27 protein-coding genes and 1 pseudogene are annotated in these 24385 nt (G+C 41.9%); 9 read left to right on the plus strand and 19 right to left on the minus strand.

Annotation, left to right across the window (positions count from 1 at the left end):
- Together ACNPNW_RS13690 and ACNPNW_RS13695 are read right to left on the minus strand one after the other, a co-directional pair.
- Positions 1–332: COG3415 family protein (locus ACNPNW_RS13690; protein WP_448767056.1), on the minus strand; the 332-nt coding region annotated here is incomplete at its 3' end.
- Positions 333–469: 137 nt separating this feature from the next.
- Positions 470–940 carry a MarR family winged helix-turn-helix transcriptional regulator gene (locus ACNPNW_RS13695; RefSeq protein WP_085064150.1) on the minus strand — a complete coding sequence of 157 codons (471 nt, stop codon included), beginning with the start codon at positions 938–940 and terminating at the stop codon, positions 470–472.
- A gap of 634 nt (positions 941–1574) precedes the next feature.
- On the opposite strand from ACNPNW_RS13695, the gene ACNPNW_RS13700 reads away from it, so the two are divergent.
- Complete coding sequence (locus tag ACNPNW_RS13700) at positions 1575–1778, plus strand: hypothetical protein (protein ID WP_448767076.1); 204 nt, start codon at positions 1575–1577, stop codon at positions 1776–1778.
- A 129-nt stretch (positions 1779–1907) separates the two neighbouring features.
- On the opposite strand, the gene ACNPNW_RS13705 is transcribed toward ACNPNW_RS13700, so the two are convergent.
- Positions 1908–2702 carry a nitroreductase family protein gene (locus ACNPNW_RS13705; RefSeq protein WP_448767057.1) on the minus strand — a complete coding sequence of 265 codons (795 nt, stop codon included), beginning with the start codon at positions 2700–2702 and terminating at the stop codon, positions 1908–1910.
- Positions 2703–2773: 71 nt separating this feature from the next.
- Positions 2774–3574, minus strand: coding sequence for an enoyl-CoA hydratase-related protein (locus ACNPNW_RS13710; RefSeq protein WP_004731699.1), 801 nt, complete (start codon positions 3572–3574; stop codon positions 2774–2776).
- Between the two features lie 103 nt (positions 3575–3677).
- Here ACNPNW_RS13710 and ACNPNW_RS13715 point away from each other — a divergent pair, with 103 nt between their 5' ends.
- Positions 3678–4247 (plus strand): nicotinate-nicotinamide nucleotide adenylyltransferase, encoded by a 570-nt coding sequence (locus tag ACNPNW_RS13715; RefSeq protein ID WP_448767058.1) that lies wholly within the window; start codon positions 3678–3680, stop codon positions 4245–4247.
- Positions 4248–4252: 5 nt separating this feature from the next.
- On the opposite strand, the gene argP is transcribed toward ACNPNW_RS13715, so the two are convergent.
- On the minus strand, positions 4253–5158 hold the full coding sequence (gene argP, locus ACNPNW_RS13720; RefSeq protein ID WP_448767059.1) for a LysR family transcriptional regulator ArgP: 906 nt from the start codon (positions 5156–5158) through the stop codon (positions 4253–4255).
- A gap of 103 nt (positions 5159–5261) precedes the next feature.
- On the opposite strand from argP, the gene ACNPNW_RS13725 reads away from it, so the two are divergent.
- Complete coding sequence (locus tag ACNPNW_RS13725; protein ID WP_005103823.1) at positions 5262–5867, plus strand: LysE/ArgO family amino acid transporter; 606 nt, start codon at positions 5262–5264, stop codon at positions 5865–5867.
- A gap of 409 nt (positions 5868–6276) precedes the next feature.
- Positions 6277–6840, plus strand: coding sequence for a YceI family protein (locus tag ACNPNW_RS13730; RefSeq protein WP_026055725.1), 564 nt, complete (start codon positions 6277–6279; stop codon positions 6838–6840).
- An 86-nt stretch (positions 6841–6926) separates the two neighbouring features.
- Here the strand turns inward: ACNPNW_RS13730 and ACNPNW_RS13735 are convergent, their stop codons facing one another.
- The 5 genes from ACNPNW_RS13735 to dapD form a co-directional block, all read right to left on the minus strand.
- Positions 6927–7385, minus strand: coding sequence for a peroxiredoxin (locus tag ACNPNW_RS13735; protein ID WP_278357100.1), 459 nt, complete (start codon positions 7383–7385; stop codon positions 6927–6929).
- A gap of 81 nt (positions 7386–7466) precedes the next feature.
- Positions 7467–7880, minus strand: coding sequence for a hypothetical protein (locus ACNPNW_RS13740; protein WP_448767060.1), 414 nt, complete (start codon positions 7878–7880; stop codon positions 7467–7469).
- Between the two features lie 16 nt (positions 7881–7896).
- Positions 7897–8565, minus strand: coding sequence for a 7-cyano-7-deazaguanine synthase QueC (queC, locus tag ACNPNW_RS13745; RefSeq protein ID WP_004731688.1), 669 nt, complete (start codon positions 8563–8565; stop codon positions 7897–7899).
- 35 nt (positions 8566–8600) lie between these two features.
- On the minus strand, positions 8601–9311 hold the full coding sequence (gene queE / locus ACNPNW_RS13750) for a 7-carboxy-7-deazaguanine synthase QueE (RefSeq protein ID WP_448767061.1): 711 nt from the start codon (positions 9309–9311) through the stop codon (positions 8601–8603).
- Between the two features lie 131 nt (positions 9312–9442).
- Positions 9443–10264, minus strand: coding sequence for a 2,3,4,5-tetrahydropyridine-2,6-dicarboxylate N-succinyltransferase (gene dapD, locus ACNPNW_RS13755; protein WP_004645637.1), 822 nt, complete (start codon positions 10262–10264; stop codon positions 9443–9445).
- Between the two features lie 319 nt (positions 10265–10583).
- On the opposite strand from dapD, the gene carO reads away from it, so the two are divergent.
- The gene (gene carO, locus ACNPNW_RS13760; RefSeq protein ID WP_336018474.1) at positions 10584–11282 is read left to right on the plus strand and encodes an ornithine uptake porin CarO; all 699 of its coding nucleotides are present in this window, start codon (positions 10584–10586) and stop codon (positions 11280–11282) included.
- 57 nt (positions 11283–11339) lie between these two features.
- Here the strand turns inward: carO and ACNPNW_RS13765 are convergent, their stop codons facing one another.
- The 8 genes and pseudogenes from ACNPNW_RS13765 to ACNPNW_RS13800 all read right to left on the minus strand — a co-directional run bounded on the left by ACNPNW_RS13765 (position 11340) and on the right by ACNPNW_RS13800 (position 19356).
- Positions 11340–12569 (minus strand): OmpP1/FadL family transporter, encoded by a 1230-nt coding sequence (locus tag ACNPNW_RS13765; protein ID WP_448767075.1) that lies wholly within the window; start codon positions 12567–12569, stop codon positions 11340–11342.
- A gap of 93 nt (positions 12570–12662) precedes the next feature.
- Positions 12663–13586 (minus strand): CysB family HTH-type transcriptional regulator, encoded by a 924-nt coding sequence (locus ACNPNW_RS13770; protein ID WP_448767062.1) that lies wholly within the window; start codon positions 13584–13586, stop codon positions 12663–12665.
- 53 nt (positions 13587–13639) lie between these two features.
- Positions 13640–14701, minus strand: coding sequence for a sulfate/molybdate ABC transporter ATP-binding protein (locus tag ACNPNW_RS13775; RefSeq protein ID WP_448767063.1), 1062 nt, complete (start codon positions 14699–14701; stop codon positions 13640–13642).
- An 11-nt stretch (positions 14702–14712) separates the two neighbouring features.
- Positions 14713–15606, minus strand: a complete 894-nt coding sequence (gene cysW, locus ACNPNW_RS13780; RefSeq protein WP_004279077.1) for a sulfate ABC transporter permease subunit CysW — start codon at positions 15604–15606, stop codon at positions 14713–14715.
- Complete coding sequence (gene cysT / locus ACNPNW_RS13785; RefSeq protein ID WP_004279076.1) at positions 15603–16436, minus strand: sulfate ABC transporter permease subunit CysT; 834 nt, start codon at positions 16434–16436, stop codon at positions 15603–15605. Before cysT ends, cysW begins: the two co-directional genes overlap by 4 nt.
- Before the next feature lie 85 nt (positions 16437–16521).
- The gene (locus ACNPNW_RS13790; protein WP_448767064.1) at positions 16522–17127 is read right to left on the minus strand and encodes an RBBP9/YdeN family alpha/beta hydrolase; all 606 of its coding nucleotides are present in this window, start codon (positions 17125–17127) and stop codon (positions 16522–16524) included.
- Between the two features lie 32 nt (positions 17128–17159).
- Entirely contained in the window at positions 17160–18173 is a 1014-nt protein-coding gene (locus ACNPNW_RS13795) for a sulfate ABC transporter substrate-binding protein (RefSeq protein ID WP_174894321.1), read from the minus strand.
- A gap of 175 nt (positions 18174–18348) precedes the next feature.
- Positions 18349–19356, minus strand: a pseudogene (locus tag ACNPNW_RS13800) (sulfate ABC transporter substrate-binding protein).
- Positions 19357–19516: 160 nt separating this feature from the next.
- Between ACNPNW_RS13800 and pabC the strand changes: the two are divergent.
- The 4 genes from pabC (at position 19517) to ACNPNW_RS13820 (ending at position 22503) form a co-directional block, all read left to right on the plus strand.
- Positions 19517–20329: an aminodeoxychorismate lyase gene (gene pabC / locus ACNPNW_RS13805; RefSeq protein ID WP_448767065.1), complete on the plus strand. Its 813-nt coding sequence runs from the start codon at positions 19517–19519 to the stop codon at positions 20327–20329.
- Between the two features lies 1 nt (position 20330).
- Positions 20331–21389 (plus strand): endolytic transglycosylase MltG, encoded by a 1059-nt coding sequence (mltG, locus tag ACNPNW_RS13810; protein WP_448767066.1) that lies wholly within the window; start codon positions 20331–20333, stop codon positions 21387–21389.
- Positions 21390–21391: 2 nt separating this feature from the next.
- On the plus strand, positions 21392–21991 hold the full coding sequence (gene tmk / locus ACNPNW_RS13815) for a dTMP kinase (RefSeq protein ID WP_448767067.1): 600 nt from the start codon (positions 21392–21394) through the stop codon (positions 21989–21991).
- A 95-nt stretch (positions 21992–22086) separates the two neighbouring features.
- Positions 22087–22503 carry a PaaI family thioesterase gene (locus ACNPNW_RS13820; RefSeq protein WP_005265768.1) on the plus strand — a complete coding sequence of 139 codons (417 nt, stop codon included), beginning with the start codon at positions 22087–22089 and terminating at the stop codon, positions 22501–22503.
- A gap of 109 nt (positions 22504–22612) precedes the next feature.
- Here ACNPNW_RS13820 and nadB read toward each other — a convergent pair whose 3' ends face one another.
- Positions 22613–24247, minus strand: coding sequence for an L-aspartate oxidase (gene nadB, locus ACNPNW_RS13825; protein ID WP_448767068.1), 1635 nt, complete (start codon positions 24245–24247; stop codon positions 22613–22615).
- Positions 24248–24385 lie beyond the last annotated feature (138 nt).

Below are 24385 nucleotides of genomic sequence, written 5' to 3' on the forward strand. Positions count from 1 at the left end.
TTGACTCGGATTTGTTCTGCATTGAGTGGACTTGTATTGACCCAATCTAGGATTTTCGCCTGATAGTCTGAGATCAATGTATTGGGCCGACCTGAGCGATGACCTTCTTTAATCGATTCAAACTCATACAATTCCCAACGTCGGCGTTGTAGCCTTATGGTTTCTGGGATACGTTCTTGTAGAGTGGCAACTTCCGCAACACTTTTACCTTCAGAAAGCCAGAGAATAGTTTGGGCACGTTGTCTTTCACGCCAATGTTTTGCATGCTTGGCCAGAAAAATGAGTCGTTCTCGCTGTTCTAAACTAAGTGGTACAGAAACAATTCGAGGCATGTGTGAACATCTGTTAACTAAAAAAACTTTTTCGCATGATTAGTTATTTTTGTCAACTTATATCCTTAAATTTAAAAAATATAATTTCCCCTGATTTTAACTCAATTTTTATATACTTTAATTTACCTTTGATTCAATTAATGCGAAGGAGCCAGATTGCGGAAAATATGCTTAAGACTGTGTAGCATTTTTTCAATTTGCAACGGTGTTAAACCATCGAAAGATTGCTCTAGTACAACAACACTAAGATCATTAATCTTTTTAATCATTTGCTGGCCTTTTTCGGTTAATAATACTCGGGTAATTCGTGCATCATCCTCACAGGAATAAGTATGTACTAATCCCTCATCTTTCAGGCGATAGATGATTTTAGTAGTAGTCGACATCTTATAAATCAACATGTCAGATAAATCAGAAATACTCGCTCTATTTTTAAATTTTAATGCTAGTAAAATACGTCTTCGAGAATTATCTAAACCGTATTTCTTTAAGGCATAGTCAACATTTTGCACATATTGGGTATGTACTTGACTAATCCAATGATAGGGTGAATCTTCTAAATTAAAATCTGTAGGAATGGATAAAAATTTACTGTACTTTTTTGTCATGGCCTCAACTCTTCTATATGTTAGGGTCTTTTTAATTTGTTTAAAAAATGCATTTTATTTCAAAATATTTACTATCCTATTACAAGGTTATGAATCTTATCTTCAGTACCTCTTCACCTCCTATTTAACTTCTGTTTAAGATGAACCCTCTAATTCTTTTTTGCTTCTTCGAGCCTCTTTTTATAAAAGAACTAGAGAGCCAAAATTTCAGTCACATTTTTTTATTTATCTATTGTTATTATGCGAACTGATTAAATCATCTTAATGATTAAATGATCTATCACAAAAAATACCATTTTCAATTAAAAAATACTTAAATATTTGTTCCGGTTAGCATTTTTTTATTTCGGAAAATTCATCTTTCTTTTTACCTTAACTTTAATTCAGTAAGCTTAAGATAGTTTTGTAAGTCTTTTTGAAGCATATTAAGATATTGTTTTATATTGATATTTAATATTTTAATTTTTTTATACTTTAAAAGTATAAAAATTATCTTCATGAAAAATAGAAGAAAAATAAACTATCTTTTAAATTCAGCAATAGACATTTTGTGTGATTGTGTAAAATTTTTTTAAACTTTTTAGTTCAGCTTAATTCTCGATTAAAAAGAAATTTAACTAGAGAAATCACTAAATTGGATCTTGAACTCAAAACTTATAATCAAAAAATTAATGGAAGAAGAATCGGAATTGTGCATGTATTTGGTAGTGTGAAAGCTTTAAAGATCCTGGCTGCACGATATCGTAACAAAGGAAAAAGACTTGGCTTGAGATTCAATTTGATTGCTGGAATATACAACTTGGAGCTGAGTAAAAAACAGCTTATGAAAGAGCATTAATAAAAAATATGAAGTTTCCCTTAAGATTTATCTTATATCGTTTGTAGCGCATAAAGAGTGAATTATGTGACATCCATGTCACAAGATATCTATCAGATTTAAGGTATTTAATTTGTATAGATACGAAGCTTAAATCTTCTGAATAAACAGTTCACGATCAAAACGGTACTGCGGGAAGAATACTCCATCTTCGGCACGTTCACCCGCACCAATTACCATGACCGGATACTGTTCATCATTTAATTTCAGAATTTCACGAACCATCGGCTCATCGAAACCTTCCATCATACAGCTGTCAAAACCATAGGCTCGCAAGGCTAAAACCAGATTTTCACAAGCAAGCGCCGTCGTTTTGGTCGCCCACAGTTTCGCATCAGCTGGGCTGAAAGCAGACACTGGCATTTGTTTGTCCAGTGTACGGGCAACTTTGAAAGCCACTTTCTTAAAGTTACCAAAAGCATTCAGATAACCAGTCTTATAGTTGTAGGGAATATATTTATAGTATTTCTTAATCGCGGGCGGAGCTTCTGGAAATGGAAATTCATTCACATTACGTTTCGCCATTTCATCGATACGGTCGGTACGTGCGATACAGACAATTAGCTCAGAAGCTGTTTTGGCTGCCAGTTGACTCATACAGGCTTTGACCAGACGTTTTTTCTTGCCCGGATTTTGTACCACATAAAAAGTCCAAGGCTGCAAGTTCGATGAATTTGGGGCCAATAACGCCAGATCCAGACAGGCATCCAGAATTTTGACAGGAATTGGCTTTTTGGTAAATTTACGCACCGAACGTCGGCTTTCAATCACCTTACGAAAATTATCTATATCTATATCTTGAGGTGCAGGTTCGTAATAACGTTTCTTTTCTGGATTTGAACTATCTGTTGTTTCGGAAGAGGTTTGGGAGTTTTGATTTGGCATACTTCAGATTCTTAGAAAAATAAAAGATTGAGGCAGTCTAAACCACCTCGTTGAACTCATAAGTTTGAAAATTAGTTGAATTGTGTGAAATCAGGTTTACGTTTTTGCATAAACGCTTGAACCGCTTCCAGCATTTCTGGCGAGCCAACACGCTGCATGAAAATTTCTGCTTCATGGTCAATCCATTCTACAATTTCATTCACATTATGTTTCATCAAGGCTTTAGATTGCACCAGTGATGCCAATGGCAGGGCAGAGAGCTGGGCAGCTTGTGCTGCTGCTTTAGTATAAACATCTTCTTCAATGCTATTCACCAGACCTGCGTCGAGTGCTTTTTCGCTATTGAATTTTTGCGCAGTCAGCAATAATTCGGCCGCTTTATGATAACCCGCTTGCTGAATCAACAGCTTGCTTGAAGCACCTTCAGGCGATAAACCCAGACTGACGAATGGAATCTGGAACAGGGCAGTATTGTCACTATAGACCAGATCACAATGTAATAAGATCGTCACGCCAATGCCGATTGCAACACCACGCACGGCTGCAATCAATGGCTTGGAAAATTTTGCAGCAGATTTCAGTAAAACAAACGGTGGGCCTTCAGCGGCGGGTGCCTGACCTTTCTTCGCAGCAGATTTCATAAAATCCTGCATATCATTGCCCGCACTAAAGTCTGCATCCTGACCACGTAAAACGACCACACGAACTTCAGGCGCCTGATCTGCTTCATCTAAAGCTTTCGCAATCCAGAGATAAAGTTCGCTATATAACGCATTTTTCGCTTCCGGACGATTGATGGCTAAAGTGAGTACACCATGTTCTAAATTCGCATTCAAATGCTCATGAGGTTGTTGAATACAGCTCAGTGTCATCGTACTATCCTTGCTTTAAAACTTAATTTGATTTTATGGGAATGATTATGTCGCATATTTATTGGGACAGCACAACTCATGAGTCATAAAAAACTGATCCCTTATGAACTATACATTTGATTATCTGGTTTTCATTGGCCGCTTTCAGCCTTTTCATCTGGCACACATGCAAACGATTAACATTGCCCTGCAGCACAGTCAGAATGTGATTTTAGCGCTTGGTTCTGCACAAAATGAACGCAATATCAAGAATCCATTTTTGGCTTCGGAGCGTGAAGCCATGATCCTGTCAAATTTCAGTCCAGAAGATCGGGCGCGGATCAAATTTGTAGAAGTTATTGATGTTTATAATGATGAAAAATGGCAAAAACTGGTGAAATCGCTGGTGAATCAGGTCATTGAGCCGGATGCCAAAGTCGGGCTGATTGGACACTTTAAAGATGATTCTTCTTATTATTTAAAGTTTTTTCCAGAATGGGAAATGGTCGAACTTGACAGCCTTGAAGATGCCTTATCCGCCACGCCGATGCGTGAAGCTTATTATCGTGGCGAAATTCAACGGGATAAATTTCCACAAGGCACGATTGATTTTCTAGAGAATTTCCAAAAAACCACGACCTATCAGAAACTCAGTGAAAAATTTTCCCAGAATGATAAAACCAATCTGGTTTAAAAGTATCAGGTTGTTATGGGCTGATTCATGGCAGTTTGAGCATGCTGTTTCAAACATTCCCCAAGGATTTCTAGAGCAGGAGACTGTTCTTTCCAGTGATGCCAATATAAGGGCACTTCAATTCGCATCTCACTTGAAAGTTCAAGCAGTCGACCTGACTCCAGCAAATCTCTGGTTTGATAGTCCGGTAGCCAGCCATAGCCTAGACCCATGACAATCGCATCAAAAAATGCATGGGTTGATGGAATAAAAAAGTGAGGATATTGTGCTAGATTCAGGCCAAATTCGTGCTGAATAAACTGGGTATGTAGCTGGTCTTTTTCATTAAAAATAATGGCAGGGGCAAGGCGTAGCGCATCCCGATGTACCCCTTGATGAAACCAGTTTCGGGAAAATTCAGGCGTAGCAACGAGACGGTATTGCATCTGTCCGATCAATTCCGCCCGACAACCTTTCATTGCCTTGCTCTCTGTACTCAAACAGGCATTGACGAGACCAGCTTCTAACAGATGATGAGTCTGAGATTGATCATCTACCTGAAAATGCAACACAATTTTATGCTGGATTAGTTGGGCGTGTAAGGTTGGTAACAGCCAGGTCGCGAGCGAATCAGCATTGGTGGCAATATTTAGACAATAGAAGCCTTCCTGTTGTAGCTGTCCACCCAGATCCTGCATCAAATTCTGTTCTAGCAAACGTTGATGCTGTAAATAATGCAATAAAGTTTGCCCGGATTGGGTCACGCGGCAAGGCCGATCTCTCACCAAAAGCAATTGTCCCAATTTTTTTTCCAGACTTTGAACACGAAGGGTCACTGCCGAAGCAGTAATATTTAGCTGCTCGGCAGCCAGATCGAAACTTCCCGTTTTTGCAACTGCATAAAAAGCATCACATTGTTTCGCATTCAGCATTTCTATTATCTAAAAATAATTTAGTTAAATTGATATTAACTTAGTTTTAATTAATCGCACTCATTTTGTTGAATAATTCATTTATTCGAAAAAGGGGAATGTGATGTTCAGTTATATGATGAGTGGTTTTGCTGTGGGAATGAGCCTGATTGTCAGTATCGGTGCACAGAATGCTTTTGTATTAAAACAAGGTTTAAAACAGCAGCATGTGTTCTGGGTCTGTGTGATTTGTGCCTTGTCTGATTCCATTTTAATTCTGCTTGGCGTACTGGGCTTTGCGCGCGTTATTGAACATTATCCGGATATTGTTATATTTTCTAAATATATTGGCGCAGGATTCCTGTTTTATTATGGTTTGCACCATGCGATCAGCGCATTTAAATCAACAGAGGTTTTGGCACCAAGTGATCAGCTAACAGAGCATTTTCTACAAGTACTGATGATCTGCTTGGCTTTTACCTGGCTGAATCCGCATGTTTACTTAGACACAGTCATATTGATTGGATCAATTTCAACTCAATACGCCTTAGGAAAATGGTGGTTTGCTTTAGGCGCTGTCTGTGCTTCCTGGTTTTTCTTCTTTAGTTTGGGATATGGGGCAAAGATACTGACGCCTTGGTTCCAACATCCAAAAGCATGGAAAATACTGGATGCTATTATTGCCTGTACCATGTGGGGCGTCGCAGTGTCATTAATTCTCAGTATTTGATTCAGGCTACGAAAGCTGATAGATCGGTTAAGAGTTGTCTAAGCGTGTCATTTTAGATAGTGATCGTGAATAGGCACCGTAGAAAACAACTCTTTTCAGTGCTGCAAGCACATGGATATTTCCAATATAAATTGAACTTAAAATAAAGGATCTGGTTTGTATAAAAAATTTATAAAATCAAAATTTTATAAGAGGAAACCAGTCTCCTGCTAGGCTAGCAGGGCCACTTATTAGAGAAAAATCAAAGCAAGTATTTTGTCCGTTAGTCATGAATGATTTTACAAAAACTTCAATAAACTGGTATAAAAATAACGAAAACCTGTTCGCTCAAAAACAAGAAAGTTTAGTTTCAGATTAAGCGGTGTACTTAAATCCGATCAATAAGAAATTAAACAAGGTGGATTTAAAATTGAAAACAATAATAAAAACTGGGCTCCTTAGCCTAGCGATCTGTTTAGCTTTGACCAGTCAGTCTTTTGCAAGATCATGGACCTTAACTCCCAAAAGTGATGTCGGTTTTGAGATTAAGTCGATGGGTCTTACTGTAGTTAAAGCCAAGTTCAATCAGGTTCAATCCACGATGCAGTTTGACGTTAAAGCACCGCAAAATGCCTCAACTCATCTGGTCATGGATGTGGAAAGTTTAAGCTTTAGTAAGCCGCTATTTAAACATATGATTTTGGGCGAAGACCTGTTTTATGTAGAAAAATATAAGACTGTAATTTTTAAAAGTATCCAGTTTAAAGACTTGGGCAATGGCAAATACAATGTTTTAGGTCATTTAACCCTGCGTGGTGTGACCAAGCCTGTGATTTTTGAAACAACCTTTAAACCCAGTATGTCGAATGCCAACCTGCTTGATGTTCAGGCATCTGCCGTGATTAACCGTAGGGATTTTGGTATGAAAAAAGGAATTGCCGGCGTAGGGGATAAAGTGAATCTTCATCTATCAGGACAGTGTGAAATGAACTAGGGGAAATATAAAATACTTGATGATATGAAAGTTATTGTAAAAAAAGCCCGAATGGTTCGAGCTTCTATTTATACACAAGCATGCAATTAAGCAGCTTGCAAAGCTTTTAGATCTTCCAGAACTTGTTCTGCATGACCTGCTGCTTTGACCTTACGGTATTCTTTGACCAGTTGGCCATTATGGAAAATAAAAGTTGAACGCTCAATGCCCATTACTTGTTTGCCATACATGTTCTTTTCTTTAATCACATCAAAGTGATTGCACAACACTTCTTCTTTATCGCTGATCAGATTGATACTCAAATTTTGCTTTTCAGTAAAGTTCTGATGCGCTTTTACCGAATCACGTGATACGCCAAGAATTGTGGTGTTTAAAGCATCGAACTGATCTTTTAAACAGGAAAAGCCAACTGCCTGAGTCGTACAGCCTGGCGTAGAATCTTTAGGATAAAAATAAATCACCAGCCATTCTGTATTCAACTGGGTTAAATTGATTTCGCCTGTCGTCGCAGGAAAATTCTGGTCAAGCAAACTCATTTCAGACATAAAAACTCCTGTTTTCTTTAAATTTTTTCAAAAAAATAAGCCACATTATAGTGGCTTATTTTATCAAAGAATAATCAGATCTTATTTCTTTGGTGCCGCTTGAGCTGATTTCATTGCTTCTTCAGTCAAAGTTTTCAGTTTGCCTGTTAACTGTGGACCAAAGCATGCTTGAAGATCTTTATTCTGCTTCTGTACAAAAGCTAAAGTGCCTGGGCTTTTCTTCTGGTTAATAGTGCTTTGAATTTCCCATTTTTGTGCATTGGTTAATTTGCCATCTGCTTCAATAGCACAACCACAATATTTGCTGACTTCAGCAGATGTCAATTTTTTGCTTTTGCCAGTTTCATTTTTACAAACATTGATCAATGCAGATTTTACATTGGTGCTTTTATAAGCTTGTTGTAATTTGTCATCAGCCGCTTGAGCCGTAGTGGTGAACATAGCAGCAGCTGAAACAATTGCTGAAAGCACGATGCTTGATTTTAAATTCTTCATAAACTCTACCTTGTTATTACGGTATATAACGTGTCGGGTCTTCAACACCTGCGTCCGCAAAACCCTGTTTACGTAAACGACAACTGTCGCATTTGCCACAGGCACGTCCTTGGTCATCTGCTTGATAGCATGACACCGTTTGACTGTAGTCTACGCCATGTTCAATACCTAAGCGAATGATATTTGCTTTGGATAAATGTAACAAAGGTGTTTCAAATTTGAGCGCCTGACCCTCTACGCCAACCTTGGTTGCAAGGCGTGCCATGTTGGCAAATGCCTCGATAAATTCCGGACGGCAATCCGGATAACCGGAGTAATCAACCGCATTAATTCCGATGACAATCGCTTCAGCTTCGAACACTTCAGCTGCTGCTAAGGCGTAAGACAAGAAGATAGTATTACGTGCCGGAACATAGGTAATCGGAATGCCAGCCTGTTCATGGTCGGGCACCTCAATACTATGATCGGTAAGGGCTGAGCCACCCAGATTACCCAGATCAATATTGATCACTCGATGTTCCACACCCGCACGTTGCGTTAAAGCTTTTGCTGCATCCAGCTCGGTCGTTGAACGCTGACCATATCGAAAACTGAGTGCGATACATTCATAGCGTGCCTGTGCCCAAGCCAGACATGTTGTTGAGTCTAATCCGCCAGATAACAGGACAATGGCACGAGGGCGCATAAGCTGATTCTCCAAAAAAAATACTTTACAAAAAATTAACGACCAGTTTCATCATTCCATAACAACTTGTGTAGCTGTAACTGGAAACGAACAGGGAGATGGTCTTCTAAAATCCACTGAGCCAAATCACTTGCCAGTGGTGGTAAACGAACCGCACCTTTTTCAACCGCAAATGCAGGCGAAAACCACACTGTACTCACTTTGTCTTGAAGTTGGTACTGTTCAAGCTGCTGTTTTGACCATTCATAATCTTCACGATTGCATATCACAAACTTGATTTGATCATGTGCATTTAAATGATCAAGATTAGAAAGCAAATTTCGTGCAACTTCACCTGAAGTTGGCGTTTTTAAATCTAAAACTTTGGAAACACGTGAATCCACTTTGGACACATCTAAAGCCCCACTGGTTTCAAGTGAAACCTGACATCCTAAATCTGCCAGTCGCTGCATCAAAGGCAGGGCATTCGGTTGTGCCAGTGGTTCACCGCCGGTCACACAGACATAAGGGGTTTTAAAATCAAGCGTGGTCTGGATAATATCGTCCAGAGACTGACGCTCACCGCCTTCAAAGGAATAGGTGGTATCACAATAGCTACAACGTAATGGGCAACCGGTTAAACGGATAAATACTGTTGGCAGTCCTGCGGCATTGGCTTCACCTTGCAATGAATAGAAAATCTCCGTAATGCGTAAACCCGCAGACGGATCAGAGACAGGAATTGCGGAAGATCGAAGCGTATTCATAACAAAACTAACCAATGAGAAATAAATAACCGGGTATAAAAATAAAAATCCCTACGATTATTACTAATCGTAGAGACGAGGAGCGGTTGAAGCTCCGAGGAACACAAAGGTGTCCTCTAAGTTAAGACATCTTAGTCTTCACGTAATAGATCGTTCAGACTTGTTTTAGAACGAGTTTGTGCGTCTACCTTTTTCACGATGATGGCAGCATACAGGCTGTAAGTACCACATTTAGATGGAAGGCTACCAGCAACAACAACTGAACCTGCTGGTACACGGCCGTAGTGGATTTCGCCAGTGGCACGGTCATAAATCTTGGTTGATTGACCAATGAATACGCCCATTGAAATCACAGAACCTTCTTCAACGATTACGCCTTCAACGATTTCAGAACGTGCACCGATAAAGCAGTTATCTTCAATAATGGTTGGATTCGCCTGAAGCGGTTCAAGCACACCACCAATACCTACACCACCTGACAAGTGAACATTTTTACCAATTTGCGCACATGAACCTACAGTGGCCCAAGTATCAACCATCGTGCCTTCATCTACATAAGCACCGATGTTGACATAAGAAGGCATCAAGATCACGCCTTTGGCCTGGAAAGAACCTTTACGTGCGACAGCAGGTGGTACGACACGTACACCAGCAGCCTTGAATTGTTCTTCAGTCCAACCAGAGAATTTCGTCTCTACTTTGTCATAGAAACGAAGATCACAAGCTTCCATTGGTTTGTTGTCGTTTAATTTAAATGATAACAATACCGCTTTTTTAATCCATTGATGAACAACCCATTCACCATCGATTTTTTCAGCAACACGTAAAGTACCATTGTCTAGACCAGCAATTACTTCCTCAACTGCTTGACGGATTTCAGCAGAGCAATCTGCAGCTGTGAAATTCGCACGGTCTTCAAACGCTTGTTCAATGATTGTTGAAAGCTGCGACATGATCTTCCTTCCAGAAAAAAATTTTCTAGATTTTACACTATATTGCAGGAAAAATAGTTGAAAGCACTAAAAATAGATGAAAAATAACCAGAAGTGTAGAAAGCGTGAAATTATTAAAGTGATAAGTGTACTTTTTCATTATGTTGAAATGTAGGAGAAGTGTTAGAAAAGACTTGGTTCTCAACAAGAAAAATTAATTTGTATCAAAAAATAACAAAAGATGAGCAAAATGTGAATAAAAAATATTTTTTAAGTCCTTTATATTGAGCCTATCACGAATAACTAATGATCAAAATAAGTTCTTTTGAGGAGAGAAATAATGAAATTTTTACATAATATTTTAGCAGTATCAGTCTTAGCTCTAGCAGCGGGTTCTGCGATGGCTGCTGATGAAACAATCGTAACAGATGAAGGCGTTGCTGAATTCTCTTTCTTTAAACCAGCTTCTGTTCGTGCTGAAGTCGGTACTACCGGTTATGGTGGTGCAATTTCCTGGAGTGCTAACCCATATGTAGGTGTCACTTTAGGTTATAACGGCGGTGATATCTCTTGGTCTGATGATATTGAAGTAGATGATGTTAACTACGATGTCGATATGGATAATAACCTAACTTACTTAAATGCAGAGATTCGTCCTTGGGCGAACTGGTTCTACGTAGCAGCAGGTGTGGGCTATCTTGATCAACAATATGGTTTATTGGCTAGAAATGACGGTGGAACTATCGAAATTAATGGTGAAGATACTGGTTTAGAACGCTTAGGTTATGATTTAGATTATAGTAATAAAATCGCTCCCTACTTGGGGATTGGTTTTTCACCAGCGATTACTAATCGTTGGGGAGTATTTGGTGAATTAGGTGCTTATTATGCAGGTAATCCATCAGTAACTAATGTAAATTATTATGGTGGTACAGTAGCTGATGCTGCCTTAGTTGCCGAGCACATCGACGAAGTACGTAATGATAGTAAATACGAATGGCTACCAGTAGCGAAACTGGGAGTAAGCTTCCGCTTTTAACATTTAATCTCATAAAAAAACGGGCTTCGGCTCGTTTTTTGTTTTTTTAGAACAATTTTAAAAGTGATAACCCAGTTTCAAACCTAGGATCCAGGCACTGTTATCAGAAACTGCGGATAAACCTGCAATCTGTGGCGTAATAGGTGCGGATGAGGAAATTTCAGGTTTTTGAAACGTTAAATAATATAGTCCTGTAGCAATATCCCAAGTTTCTTGAATCTTATAAAGATGACCTAATCCGATGCCCCAATAGCCATCACTCGGATTCAGGGTTGAAGCCGGATTTCCTGTACCAGAATCCCATAAAAGTTCGATAGAATTTATGCCAAAAGTTGGCCATTGATGAGCAAGTCCGATTTTTCCAGACCATTGATCCTTACGATAATCAATCATTCTAAAAGATTTTACTTCAGGGAACTGTAAGGCCGCATAGTCAATTACAGCGCCAAATTTAGGCGGCTGGATCACGAAATTTTGCCAGTTTGACCAACGCAGCGTGCCATAGAGCGCATTTTGATCAGTTAAAGCTGTCTGAAAATCCAAGTTCACAGACTGTGGAGTTTGAATTTCTGTATAAGGTGCTGGATTTGTACCTACAATAATGGATTCAGTGGTTTTATTGTGATGAGTAATTGCAGAACGATAGGTCAGTGCGGTTCTAAAAAAATATTCAGGAATCTGATAACTGATTCCTGCAAGCCAGCCCCAAGCGGGATCTCGTTCAAATGTGGCTCGATAACCATTGAATATATAAAATGTCTGCCCGGATAAATATAAATTTCCCTCTAAGCTTTGATAACTTAGCCCTGTATAAAAATTCCAGTTATCGTTTGGTTGAAAGCCAATTAATGAGGTCAAATTATGGCTCTCAAACTGAATAGTAGCAGCCTCAATTGGAAGCGCTGCACCTGCAAAAACAGGATCATAATGATAAGCGATATCTATAGAATAAGGCTGATCGTAAATCAGTCCCCACGACACTTGAGGATTCAACTGGAATTTTAATGCGGCATTGGAAACCCATTGGTTATGGGTAAGATTTCCTGTAGAAAAATCGGTGATGCCTAATTGTTGCAGCTCTTCGGTATGTTGTACCTGACCGCTGATATCAGGGCGAACCCAGGCCAATGAAACTTCAGCATAATGATTTTTTTCAAAAAACGATTGAATGCTTTGGTTAGATTGTTCAAACGCTGCTGCATAACCTGACCCGGAGAAAAACAAGCCCATGGAGAAAAGAGCAAATTTATGATTGATCATCTTGGTATAATTGAATTTATTATGCACGTGATTATGCTTGATATTTATATTCTTTATCCACTCAAAAAATAAAAAAGAGGCCATGTAGCCTCTTTGATTAAAAACTTAAAATAGTGCACTTTATTCGTCTGGATAAGCCACTTTTTTCAGTGCCTTAATATCTGCGTCTGGGGAACAGAGTGAAATAAACTCGTAGCCATAACCTCGCAGTAAATGACCTTTACGCACTGCAATCCAAGTGGTATTTATGCCGAAAATATCGGTTTCAATCTGCTTTAAACGGTAATCACGCTCCGGGTCATAGGCCACATCGTTGACAATGCCGACGCCCATATTCATTTCTACATAGGTCTTGATGACATCGGCATCAAGCGCGGACATCACAATATCTACATCAAAACCAGCTTCTTCAAAGGCGGTATCAATCTTGGAGCGACCGGTAAGACCACCGTGATAGGTAATAATCGGGTAGTGCGCCAGATCTTCGATGAGCACGTGTTCCTTACTTGCCAGTGGATGATTCTGCGGGGTAATAATACTATGCTGCCAGTTATAATAAGGCACGCTGGCCAAATTATCTTCAGTGGTGAGTGCTTCGGTCGCAATACCGATATCGGCTTGACCTTGAAGTAACATTTCCGTAATTTCAACCGGGCTGGCCTGTTGCAAAATTAGATGAACTTTAGGGAATTCTTTTTTGAATTGGCTGACAATCGGTGGCAACACATAACGCGCCTGGGTATGCGTTGTGGCAACGGTCAATGTACCTTCATCGACTTTATTGAAATCATCGGCCAGACGTTTGATATTGTCGGCATCGACCAGCATGCGTTCTACAATGCCTAAAAGTGCCTGGCCCGGTTCGGTTAAGCCCAGTAGACGTTTACCTTTGCGAATAAACAGCTGCACCCCCAGTTCATCTTCCAGATCTTTAATATGCTTACTTACCCCGGACTGTGAAGTATAAAGCGCAGCAGAAGCTTCAGTTAAATTAAAGTTTTGTCTAACCGTTTCTCGTATAATTCTTAATTGTTGGAAATTCATAATTCTCTTACCCTAGAAGAGGATGGGGCATTTTAAAGCCCCATCTTTTGGTCTTAAGCGACCTGGTTTTCAAATAAATGCAAATTCACCGCACTTAACCAAACAGTTTGATTTGGGCGGAATTGATGCGCTCTCGCTTCATCAGGCGTCAGTAAAATTTCAATCAGATTGCCTTGACGGTCATTTAGCTCAGCAACTACTTTACCCGCGATCCATAATTCACGAATGAAGGTCGCCTGAATGGCATTGTCGTGTGGCTGTGCATGGATGCGTAGTTCATCTGGACGTGCGAATAAAATCACTTCACCTTGAGCGGCATTTTTTGCACCCTCGAATTGAATACGGTCTTCACCGAGCTGGATGATGCCTGCATTGTTTTGACCTTCAAAACGATTCGCCTGACCTAAGAAGTCGAATACAAATGGGGTTTTCGGTGTTTCATAGACTTCACGTGGTGAACCAATTTGTTCAACATTGCCCTTGTTCATCACTACGATCTGATCTGCAACTTCAAGTGCTTCTTCCTGATCGTGGGTTACGAAGATCGAGGTGATATGCAGTTCGTCATGCAGGGTACGTAACCAGCGACGCAGTTCTTTACGCACTTTGGCATCCAGTGCGCCAAAAGGTTCATCCAGTAATAATACACGCGGTTCAACGGCCAGGGCACGTGCCAGCGCAATACGTTGACGCTGACCACCAGAGAGTTGAGCTGGATATCGATCCGCCAGGAAACCAAGTTGAACCAAGTCAAGTAAACGCGTCACACGTTTTTTAATTTCCGCTTCCGATGGACGGGTTTTACGTGGACGAACACGCAGACCAAAAGCAATATTGTCGAATACGGTCATATGACGGAACAGGGCATAGTGCTGGAATACAAAGCCAACTTCACGTTCACGTACATGCATATTGGTGGCATCTTCACCCTCAAGGATTACCTGACCGCCATCTGCCGATTCCAGACCTGCAATAATACGCAGTAATGTAGTTTTACCACAGCCTGATGGGCCCAATAATGCCACCAGTTGACCATCCGGGAAATCCAGCGAAATGTTTTTCAGTGCATGGAATGCACCAAAGTGTTTTTCAATATTTTGTACTTGAATACTCATGTGGGCATTCCTTAAGAAACTGTTGAATCTTCATTACGTTTGTCTTGTTTTTCCTGGCGCAGTTCCACCCATGTTTTTAAAATCAGGGTTACAATTGCGAGGAGAGCCAGAAGCGAAGACACGGCAAACGCAGCACTAAAGGTATATTCGTTATAAAGAATTTCGACGTGTAGCGGCAAGGTATTGGTTTCACCACGGATATGGCCAGAAACCACCGACACCGCACCAAATTCACCCATGGCTCGCGCATTACACAGAATCACGCCATAAATCAGACCCCATTTGATATTGGGCAGGGTCACTTTCCAGAAAGTCTGCCAGCCAGATGCACCGAGTACAATCGCAGCTTCTTCTTCTTCGGTTCCTTGTGCTTCCATTAACGGAATTAGCTCACGCGCAACAAAAGGTACCGTAATAAAGATAGTCGCTAGGACAATCGCAGGCACTGCATAAAGGATCTTGATATCGTGATCCATCAGCCAAGAACCCATCCAGCCTTGGGTACCGAAAATCAGCACCAGCATCATACCCGCGATTACAGGTGAAACCGAGAAGGGGAGATCAATAATGGTGGTCAGGAATGATTTACCGGGAAAGTTAAACTTCGCCACAGACCAGGCTGCCGCAACACCAAATACGACGTTAAGCGGTACTGCGATTGCAGCCGTCAGCAAGGTAAGTTTCACAGCTGACAAGGTATCCGGATGCACCAGCGCTTGGGTATAAACGCCAACCCCTTGTTTAAAGGCTTCAACAAAAACCAGAATCAAGGGCAGAATCAGGCAGCTTAAAAAGAAGATTAAGGCAATAGTGAGCAGCGTATAACGTACCCAAGTTGGCTCGCGGGTTGCATCACGGGATTGCAACTTTTCAGCCAGCGCATTGCTGTTGGTATTTAAACTCATCGCGCAGTTCTCCCGGTACGACGGCTAGCCCATGCCTGTAATAAGTTAATCAGGAATAGCATCACGAAGGAAATCAGTAGCATGACGACAGCAATCGTGGTTGCACCGGCATAGTCATATTCTTCTAGGCGAGAAATAATCATTAGCGGTGCAATTTCCGTTTCAAAAGGCTGGTTACCGGCGATAAAGATGACTGAACCATATTCACCGACACCACGGGCAAAGGCCAAAGCAAAACCAGTGATCAGTGCAGGCAGCAGAATTGGAAAAATCACTTTGGTCACGATCTGAAAACGGTTGGCACCCAGTGCAGAAGCCGCTTCTTCCAGTTCAGTTTCCAGATCACTCAGTACCGGTTGGACGGTACGCACCACAAAAGGCAGGCCAATAAAGATCAATGCCAGTGTAATACCAATCGGGGTATAAGCGACTTGAATGCCAATCGGTTCTAAATATTGACCAATCCAGCCGGTCGGTGCATATAAAGAGGTCAGGGCAATACCCGCAACCGCAGTGGGCAAGGCAAAAGGCAAATCTACCAGGGCATCGACAATACGTTTGCCCGGAAAGCTGTAACGTACCAGACACCACGCCAGTAACAGGCCAAATACTACATTGACCAGTGCAGCGACAATGGCTGCGGTGAAGCTTAACTGCAATGATTTCAAGATACGTTCAGAGCTCAGGATTTCCCATAAGCCATCCCAACCAATGCCCAGTGATTTAATAAAAACAGCTGACAGCGGGATCAAAACGATTAATGACAAATACGCTAGGGTAAAGCCTAGAGAAAGACCAAATCCTGGCAGCACTCGGGATCGCTGCGACATGATTACTCCTCAAAAGAGAGAATGCTGATTAAAAATAACCAGCGAAATTAGAAAATAAATTTGGCACAAGCATAGTTTGCAGCGACTAAAATGCAAATTTAAAATAATACTTGCTCTCATCAAATTTGCTGATATGGCGCATAGGGTTTTCTGAAATCAGATATTGTTCAATTTCAGGAAAAGGGCCAAAACCAGAAGCGACATTGACATGACCGACTGCGCCCAGATTGATCGGTTTGATTTTCCAAGCTTGGGCCAGTATGTGCGCATCTTCAAAACTTAACCAGGGATCATTTTCACTGATCAATAACGTGGTGGACACCTGAAGCTTGAGCTGTTGAAAATAGGTGCTGTAGTCAGTCTGACTGTCGCGCGCAAAACCATTTTCCCCAAACCGTACCGGATTAGCCGGTGCCACCAATACCAGATTTTTTACTTTTGCATTGAGTTCCGGATGTCGGGCAAGGGCCGCAATACTGGTCAGACAGCCAAAGCTGTGCGCGACAATCTGAACCTCTGCTGGAATGGCTTGCAGAGTTTTGACAAATTCTGCCACCCAGACATCCAGTACCGGATGATTCCAGTCCTTTTGCTGCACACGGGAGCATCGCATCAGCCGGTGCTGTAAGCAGGTTTGCCAGTGGTTATATTCACTGCCACCTACACCGGGAACGATAAGCGTATGAATCATGTCGATGCTCCTGTATCAATCAGCCTGGAGGATTATTTCGCGCTGTTGGCTTTAACGATCTGGTCAAATACACCACCATTTTCAAAGTGGGCTTTTTGTACCTTGCTCCAGCCGCCAAATTCCTGATCAATCGTCACCAGTTTGAGTGGTTTGAACACATGATTATATTTCTTTAAAGCTACTTCACTGCGTGGACGATAATAATGTTTGCCTGCCAAGTCTTGACCCAGTGGCGAGTACAGGAAGTTTAAATAACCTTGAGCCAGATGCTTATTGCCTTTTCTCGCTGCATTTTTTTCTACAATCGCCACTGGCGGTTCAGCCAGAATAGACAGACTTGGCGTGATAATTTCAAACTTACCTGGTTGCTCACGAATCGCTAAGTACGCTTCATTTTCCCAGGCCAGCAAGACATCACCGATCCCACGCTCGGCAAAGGTGGTAGTTGCACCACGCGCACCTGAATCCAGGACTTTGGTGTTTTTATAAATTTGGCGAACAAATTCTTGTGCAGTCGTGTCATTGCCACCGGCCTGATGTTTGGCCCATGCCCATGCCGCCAGATAGTTCCAGCGCGCGCCACCTGATGTTTTCGGATTCGGGGTAATGATTGCTACGCCCGGTTTGACCAGATCGCCCCAGTCTTTAATCCCTTTCGGATTGCCTTTACGCACCAGGAACACGATGGTTGAAGTATAAGGCGTCGAGTTTTGCGGCAATTTCTTTTGCCAGTCCGCAGGTAACAGTTTAGCTTTTTCTGCCAGCACATCAATATCGGCAGCCAATGCTAACGTTACGATATCTGCATCCAGACCATCAATCACGGCACGTGCCTGTTTGCCTGAACCGCCATGCGATTGCTTGAAATTGATTTTTTGACCGGTACGGCTTTCCCAATATTTGCCAAAATTCTTATTTACATCTTCATAGAGTTCACGGGTCGGATCATAGGATACATTGAGAAAATCACGTGCTGCTGCACCAAATGAGGTTGCCGAGATAACAGCTGCTAAAACCCCAAGTTTTAATGTGTTTGAAATGCTCATCTGGACTGAATCTCTGATATGTTCTGTAACATAAGCGCAGAATAAACGTATTCTTTATGCATAAAAAATAATTAAAAATGAATTTTATATGAAAAAAAGAGATAAATAAGCTCTTAAGTGTTTGAAATAAGAATGGCCTTATGAATAAAGGCCATAATGAACTGCATTTAAAGTATTATTTTGCGTGATTGGCTTTGACAATCTGATCAAACACACCGCCATTGTCAAAATGCTGTTTCTTAACCTTGGTCCAGCCACCAAATTCTTTATCAATGGTGACCAGTTTTAAGGACTTGAATACGGTACTGTATTGCTTTAATACATTCGCATTACGTGGACGGTAAAAGTTTTTCGCCGCCACAGTCTGTCCAGCAGGTGAATAGAGGTAATTTAAATAGGCTTTGGCCAGATGTTCATTACCATCTTTCTTGGCATTTTTTTCTACGATTGCCACGGGTGGTTCAGCCAGAATAGACAGAGAAGGAGTAATGATTTCAAATTTTCCCGGCTGTTCGCGGACGGCCAAATGTGCTTCATTTTCCCAAGCCAGTAATACATCCCCAATCCCGCGTTCAGCGAAAGTCGTGGTAGCACCACGTGCACCCGAATCCAGTACTTTGGTTTGTTTGTAGATTTGACGGACAAAGTCTTGTGCTTTGGCATCATTGCCACCTTTCTGGTGTTTGGCCCACGCCCAGGCAGCCAGATAATTCCAGCGTGCACCACCTGAAGTTTTTGGGTTCGGGGTAATAATGTCTACGCCTGGTTTAACCAGATCTCCCCAGTCTTTGATTCCTTTTGGATTGCCTTTACGTACAAGAAAAACGATGGTTGAAGTATAGGGTGTCGAATTCTACGGGAATTTCTTTTGCCAGTCTTTAGGCAGCAAACCACGTTCTGCAATTTCATCAATATCTGCTGCCAGTGCCAGTGTTACAACATCGGCATCCAGTCCGTCAATCACGGCACGTGCCTGTTTGCCTGAACCGCCATGCGACTGTTTATAATTGACTTCCTGACCAGTGGTTTTTTTCCAGTAAGCACTGAATTCTTTATTAAAGTTGTCGTACAATTCGCGAGTCGGGTCATAAGACACGTTCAGGAAATCTTTTGCTGAAACGCTTAAGGCGCTTGCTGAAAGTAGCGCTGCCAGTACCCCAATTTTTAATTTACGCGTGTTCATTTTTTGCCTCAAGTTTTTTAGCTTTTGTTAGATGAGGCAAGAATAGCTTGAGATTTTTTGCATAAAAAATAATTAAAAAAGAATTGGATGTGAGTAAAAAAGATATATAGGTGAAGCCTGAATCTGACTGCTCAATTTTTCATTTTAGAGGCTGCAAAATATGCTGTATTTAAAAAATGCCCAACAGGTCAGCCAGATAGATGTGCTGGATCGTGGCTTTCATTATGGTGATGGCTGTTTTACCACGGCCCGGATTCGGCATAACCGGATTGAATTATATGATCGTCATTTGACACGTTTGCAAATCAGCAATCAGAAATTAAGCCTAAATGCCAATCTTGATCTGATCACGGAAAGTTTACAGCTTCTCGGGGAATCAGAGGGTAAGCTGAACGGGACATTAAAGATTGTGCTCAGTCGTGGAGTGGGTCAGCGCGGTTATAGCCTGCCGGATCATCCCGCAGATCTCTGGCTGTTTTATTATCCTCAAGACATACAGGATTTTAAGTTTGAACAGATTCAAAGTGGCGTATTGCAGCAGGCAGTGGGATTGACTATGCCCAGTCTGGTTGGACTGAAAACCCTGAACCGCCTGGAGCAGGTTTTACTGAAACAGGAAGCAGATCAACGCGGCTGGCCTGAGGCAATAGTGACAGATGTACAAGGTGGCATTGTCGAAGGGGTGAGCAGTAATTGTTTCATTCTTATAAAGAATACATGGATTACGCCAGAACTCCGTTATAATGGCGTCTTCGGTGTCATGCGTGCAGAAATTCTACAACGTATGCAAGATCAGGGTATTGTCTATGAGCAACGATATATCGGTATGGATGAAATTTCCCATATTCGGAGTCTGTTTTTCTGCAATGCACTCAGCCCGATGAAAATTGTCACACAATTTGAGCAGCGCGCCTTGGATGGCAATGCTTGTATTGAACTTTTTAACCGTCTTCGATTAAACCAGATGTCTTAATATGTCAGCTTCCAAACCTAAAGCCAAAAAGAAAAATAAAGCGAGATTCTCCTCATCTTTCAAAGGAATTGCCTTAGTCCTGATTGGTATTGCTTTGATCTTGGCGTTAATCCTGAAAAGCAGTTTGTGGAAGGATTATCCTGTAGAAGGAAAAAAACAGCTGCTCGCGATTGAATCTGGTCAAACCTATTCCGGTTTTATTGATCGTCTGGCCACAGAAGGTCAGGTGAGTTTCCCGATTATTCTCAAGCTGTATCAGCGCATCATGATTCATGACACCATGAAAGCGGGTGTGTATGAAGTGCGTCAGGGCATGAGCATCCGTCAAGTCTTGGAAATGATTTCCGATGCAGATAATGCACAGATGAGCCGGATTCTGGTAATTGAGGGAACGACCTTTGAGCAACTGATTGATGCCCTGAAGAAAAATGATCTGGTCACCAAAGAAGTACTGCATCTGCCTACCGCGCAACTACTCAAAGAATTGAATATTCCATTTTCACATCCTGAAGGACTGTTTGCACCGGATACTTACTTCTTTGCCAAAGGTGAAACTGACCGTAAAATTCTGACCAATCTGTATCAGCGTCAGATGAAAGCGCTGGATGAAGCGTGGGCGAAACGTGCGACTGATCTGCCGTATCAGAATAAATATGACGCGCTGATCATGGCATCGATTGTTGAAAAAGAAACCAGTGTGGATCGTGAATTGGAACAGGTTTCTGGGGTATTTGTACGCCGTTTAAAAATTGGCATGCGTTTACAGACCGATCCAACGGTGATTTACGGAATGGGTGATAGCTATAACGGCAATATTACCCGCAAGGATTTACGCACACCGACGCCGTATAACACCTATACCATTTCAGGTTTGCCGCCAACGCCAATTGCCTTGCCAAGCAAGAAAGCCATTGAAGCAGCCATGCACCCGGATAATTCTGACAACCTATATTTTGTCGCTACCGGTAATGGTGGACATAAGTTCACGAGCAATCTGAATGACCACAATAAAGCCGTACAGGAATATCTGACGATTTTACGCTCGAAAAATAAGGAATGAGTATGTTTATTAGCTTTGAAGGCACAGAAGGTGTAGGTAAAACCACGCTCATTCGTTCGATCTATGAAGATTTCATCGCACAGGGTAAAGATGTTATTTTGACTCGTGAACCGGGTGGAACCCCAATGGCTGAGCAGATTCGCTCACTGTTGCTGGCTGTGAACCATGAAGAAGCCATGGCGCATGATACCGAGCTGTTATTGATGTATGCGGCGCGTGCCCAGCATCTGGCACAAGTGATTCTGCCCGCATTAGCAGCCGGGAAAATTGTCCTGTGTGACCGTTTTAGCGATGCCAGCTTTGCCTATCAATGTGCAGGTCGGGGTCTGAGCGAAACCAAGTTGCAATTACTCAATGACCACTTTGTCGCACGTATGCCGGACATTACTTTCTGGTTGGAAGCGCCTATTGAACTGGGGATGAACCGAGCACGTGAACGCGGTGCACTGGATCGCTTTGAACAGGAGAAAGTCACTTTCTTTGAGAAAGTGAGAGCAGGCTATGAAAGCTTGTGGCAACGTTATCCAGAACGCATCAAACGTCTGGATGCAACTCAAACGCCTGAGCAGGTATTTGAGCAGGCCTTAAGTTATTTAAAATAAGCTTGGAATTAAAATACTTTTTATTTAATTTTTCTCTAGGTTTATCTGTGAAGAATCTTCTATATTAAGACTGATATAGAAGATTTTTTAATCATATGAAAACGACCAAAACTGAGATAGAACAATTTTTACAAAAAGAATTTCCGCAAAGTCTGGAGAAGTGCCGGATTGAAGCCGTTTCTCCGCGTGGAGCCACTCTGCTTTATCAGGTGAGATCAGAAGAATTGCGCCCAGGCGGCACAGTTTCTGGTCCAACCATGATGACCTTGGCGGATTTTGCTCTTTATGTCGCGATTCTGGGTGAAATTGGATTGGTTGGTTTGGCTGTGACCACTAACTTGAATATCAATTTTTTACGTAAACCTTCAGGTGGAACAGATATACGGGGAGAGTGTAAGCTCATCAAGGTGGGCAAAGCATTGATTGTGGGAGAAGTCTGGATTTATTCGATTGATCATGAAGAACCTGTGGCGCATGTGACCGGAACATATTCAATTCCACCACAACGTTAATTATCTGAAATATAAAAGATTGACTGTAAATAGCCTAAGCTACCTTTGAGCAGATAAAAATCTAAAAAGAAAAGGAGATATCATCCAAGGATGTTATCTCCATCTACTTTTAACAATTCACCAAAGGCGTTTCCACTTCAAAATTTGGTGGGACGAGGACTGTTTTGCGTAATTCTGGTAGCAGCTCGGGATAATCCAGGGTGAAATGCAAACCGCGAGATTCTTTACGGTGCATGGCGCAGCGCACGATCATCTCGGACACCAGCACCAGATTGCGCAGCTCGATCAGATTTTTGCTGACCTGGTAATCCTGATAGTACTCGGTAATTTCTTTTTTCAGCATTTCAATACGATGTAGCGCACGTTCCAGGCGTTTGGTCGTGCGGACAATGCCAACATAGTTCCACATGGTCTGACGTAGCTCATCCCAGTTTTGCAGAATCACGACATCCTCATCCGGGTTGGTCACCTGAGAATCATCCCAAGCTGGAACTGCAGGAGCTGGCTGATCGGCCTTGAAATTTTCCTGAATGTGCTTGGCCGCACTCATTCCATAGACAAAACATTCTAAAAGTGAGTTACTCGCCATTCGGTTAGCACCATGGAGGCCAGTGTAAGAGGTTTCCCCAATCGCATAGAGTCCTGCAATATCAGTCTGACTGTTTTCATCCACCATGACGCCACCGCAAGTATAATGGGCTGCCGGAACGACTGGAATCATGTCCTTGGTAATATCAATACTCAGCTCGAGCAAACGGGCATACAGGGTAGGGAAATGTTCTTTAACAAAGCTTTCATCTTTATGGGTAATGTCCAGCCAGACATGACGAATACCGAGCCGCTTGATTTCATAGTCGATGGCACGTGCCACAATATCACGCGGTGCGAGTTCGGCTCGTTCATCAAAACGCAGCATAAAGCGTTCACCATCAGGCAGGCGCAGATAAGCACCTTCGCCGCGCATTGCTTCAGTAATCAGGAAAGAACGTGCTTGCGGATGATAAAGACAGGTCGGGTGAAACTGGTTAAATTCCATATTGGCCACCCGGCAGCCGGCACGATAGGCCATGGCAATACCATCACCCGTAGCAATATCCGGATTTGAGGTGTAAAGATAGGCTTTCATGGCACCGCCACAGGCTAGCGCGGTAAATGGTGCCAAGAAAGTATGCACTTTTTCAGTTTTTTCATCCAGTACATATAAACCCAGCGCGCGATTATCGCCGTCTAAACCGAGCTTTTGTGAACAGATCAGGTCAATCGCAATATAGTTTTCAAAGATTCTAATATTCTGTTTTTCTTGGGCACGTTGTACCAGAGTAGTGGAAATGGCACGACCCGTGGCATCGGCCGCATGAATAATTCGGCGCTGTGAATGACCACCTTCACGGGTAAGATGTAACTGTTCCTGTTCGTCGAGAGTAAATTGAACGCCGTGTTTCAGCAGGAAATCAACCGAGGGCTTACCACCTTCTACCGTCTGTTTAACCGCATCCATTTCACACAGTTGCGCACCTGCAATCATAGTGTCATCAATATGCTGTTCAATCGAATCCATTTCATCCAGGACTGCGGCCACGCCGCCTTGAGCATAAAAGGTGCTGGCATCTGTCAGGGTAGATTTCGCCAAGACTGCAATATTAAAATGATCCGGGAGCGATAAGGCTAAACTTAAACCGGCACCGCCACTGCCCACAATAATGACGTCAAATTGATGGGTAAGGGATAAATTAGACATGTCCATCAGCTAATTTTAAAAAAAGTTTGGTAATAACAGCGCTTTTTTGTACAAAAGGCAAGCGTTGAAGTGCTCATTTATTGATGAAAAAAATTAATCAAAGCCTTAACTTAATGCTTTAATAGTGAGATATTGCCCAGAATA

The sequence above is a fragment of the Acinetobacter endophylla genome (genome assembly GCF_053543775.1).

What these genes read in the sequence shown, in the direction of transcription:
- ACNPNW_RS13695 (WP_085064150.1), bottom strand. Translation starts at nt 940, where the DNA reads ATGACAAAAAAGTACAGTAAATTTTTATCCATTCCTACAGATTTTAAT.
- ACNPNW_RS13705 (WP_448767057.1), bottom strand. Translation starts at nt 2,702, where the DNA reads ATGCCAAATCAAAACTCCCAAACCTCTTCCGAAACAACAGATAGTTCA.
- ACNPNW_RS13710 (WP_004731699.1), bottom strand. Translation starts at nt 3,574, where the DNA reads ATGACACTGAGCTGTATTCAACAACCTCATGAGCATTTGAATGCGAAT.
- ACNPNW_RS13715 (WP_448767058.1), top strand. Translation starts at nt 3,678, where the DNA reads ATGAACTATACATTTGATTATCTGGTTTTCATTGGCCGCTTTCAGCCT.
- argP (WP_448767059.1), bottom strand. Translation starts at nt 5,158, where the DNA reads ATGCTGAATGCGAAACAATGTGATGCTTTTTATGCAGTTGCAAAAACG.
- ACNPNW_RS13725 (WP_005103823.1), top strand. Translation starts at nt 5,262, where the DNA reads ATGTTCAGTTATATGATGAGTGGTTTTGCTGTGGGAATGAGCCTGATT.
- ACNPNW_RS13735 (WP_278357100.1), bottom strand. Translation starts at nt 7,385, where the DNA reads ATGTCTGAAATGAGTTTGCTTGACCAGAATTTTCCTGCGACGACAGGC.
- ACNPNW_RS13740 (WP_448767060.1), bottom strand. Translation starts at nt 7,880, where the DNA reads ATGAAGAATTTAAAATCAAGCATCGTGCTTTCAGCAATTGTTTCAGCT.
- queC (WP_004731688.1), bottom strand. Translation starts at nt 8,565, where the DNA reads ATGCGCCCTCGTGCCATTGTCCTGTTATCTGGCGGATTAGACTCAACA.
- queE (WP_448767061.1), bottom strand. Translation starts at nt 9,311, where the DNA reads ATGAATACGCTTCGATCTTCCGCAATTCCTGTCTCTGATCCGTCTGCG.
- dapD (WP_004645637.1), bottom strand. Translation starts at nt 10,264, where the DNA reads ATGTCGCAGCTTTCAACAATCATTGAACAAGCGTTTGAAGACCGTGCG.
- carO (WP_336018474.1), top strand. Translation starts at nt 10,584, where the DNA reads ATGAAATTTTTACATAATATTTTAGCAGTATCAGTCTTAGCTCTAGCA.
- ACNPNW_RS13770 (WP_448767062.1), bottom strand. Translation starts at nt 13,586, where the DNA reads ATGAATTTCCAACAATTAAGAATTATACGAGAAACGGTTAGACAAAAC.
- ACNPNW_RS13775 (WP_448767063.1), bottom strand. Translation starts at nt 14,701, where the DNA reads ATGAGTATTCAAGTACAAAATATTGAAAAACACTTTGGTGCATTCCAT.
- cysW (WP_004279077.1), bottom strand. Translation starts at nt 15,606, where the DNA reads ATGAGTTTAAATACCAACAGCAATGCGCTGGCTGAAAAGTTGCAATCC.
- cysT (WP_004279076.1), bottom strand. Translation starts at nt 16,436, where the DNA reads ATGTCGCAGCGATCCCGAGTGCTGCCAGGATTTGGTCTTTCTCTAGGC.
- ACNPNW_RS13790 (WP_448767064.1), bottom strand. Translation starts at nt 17,127, where the DNA reads ATGATTCATACGCTTATCGTTCCCGGTGTAGGTGGCAGTGAATATAAC.
- ACNPNW_RS13795 (WP_174894321.1), bottom strand. Translation starts at nt 18,173, where the DNA reads ATGAGCATTTCAAACACATTAAAACTTGGGGTTTTAGCAGCTGTTATC.
- pabC (WP_448767065.1), top strand. Translation starts at nt 19,517, where the DNA reads ATGCTGTATTTAAAAAATGCCCAACAGGTCAGCCAGATAGATGTGCTG.
- mltG (WP_448767066.1), top strand. Translation starts at nt 20,331, where the DNA reads ATGTCAGCTTCCAAACCTAAAGCCAAAAAGAAAAATAAAGCGAGATTC.
- tmk (WP_448767067.1), top strand. Translation starts at nt 21,392, where the DNA reads ATGTTTATTAGCTTTGAAGGCACAGAAGGTGTAGGTAAAACCACGCTC.
- ACNPNW_RS13820 (WP_005265768.1), top strand. Translation starts at nt 22,087, where the DNA reads ATGAAAACGACCAAAACTGAGATAGAACAATTTTTACAAAAAGAATTT.
- nadB (WP_448767068.1), bottom strand. Translation starts at nt 24,247, where the DNA reads ATGGACATGTCTAATTTATCCCTTACCCATCAATTTGACGTCATTATT.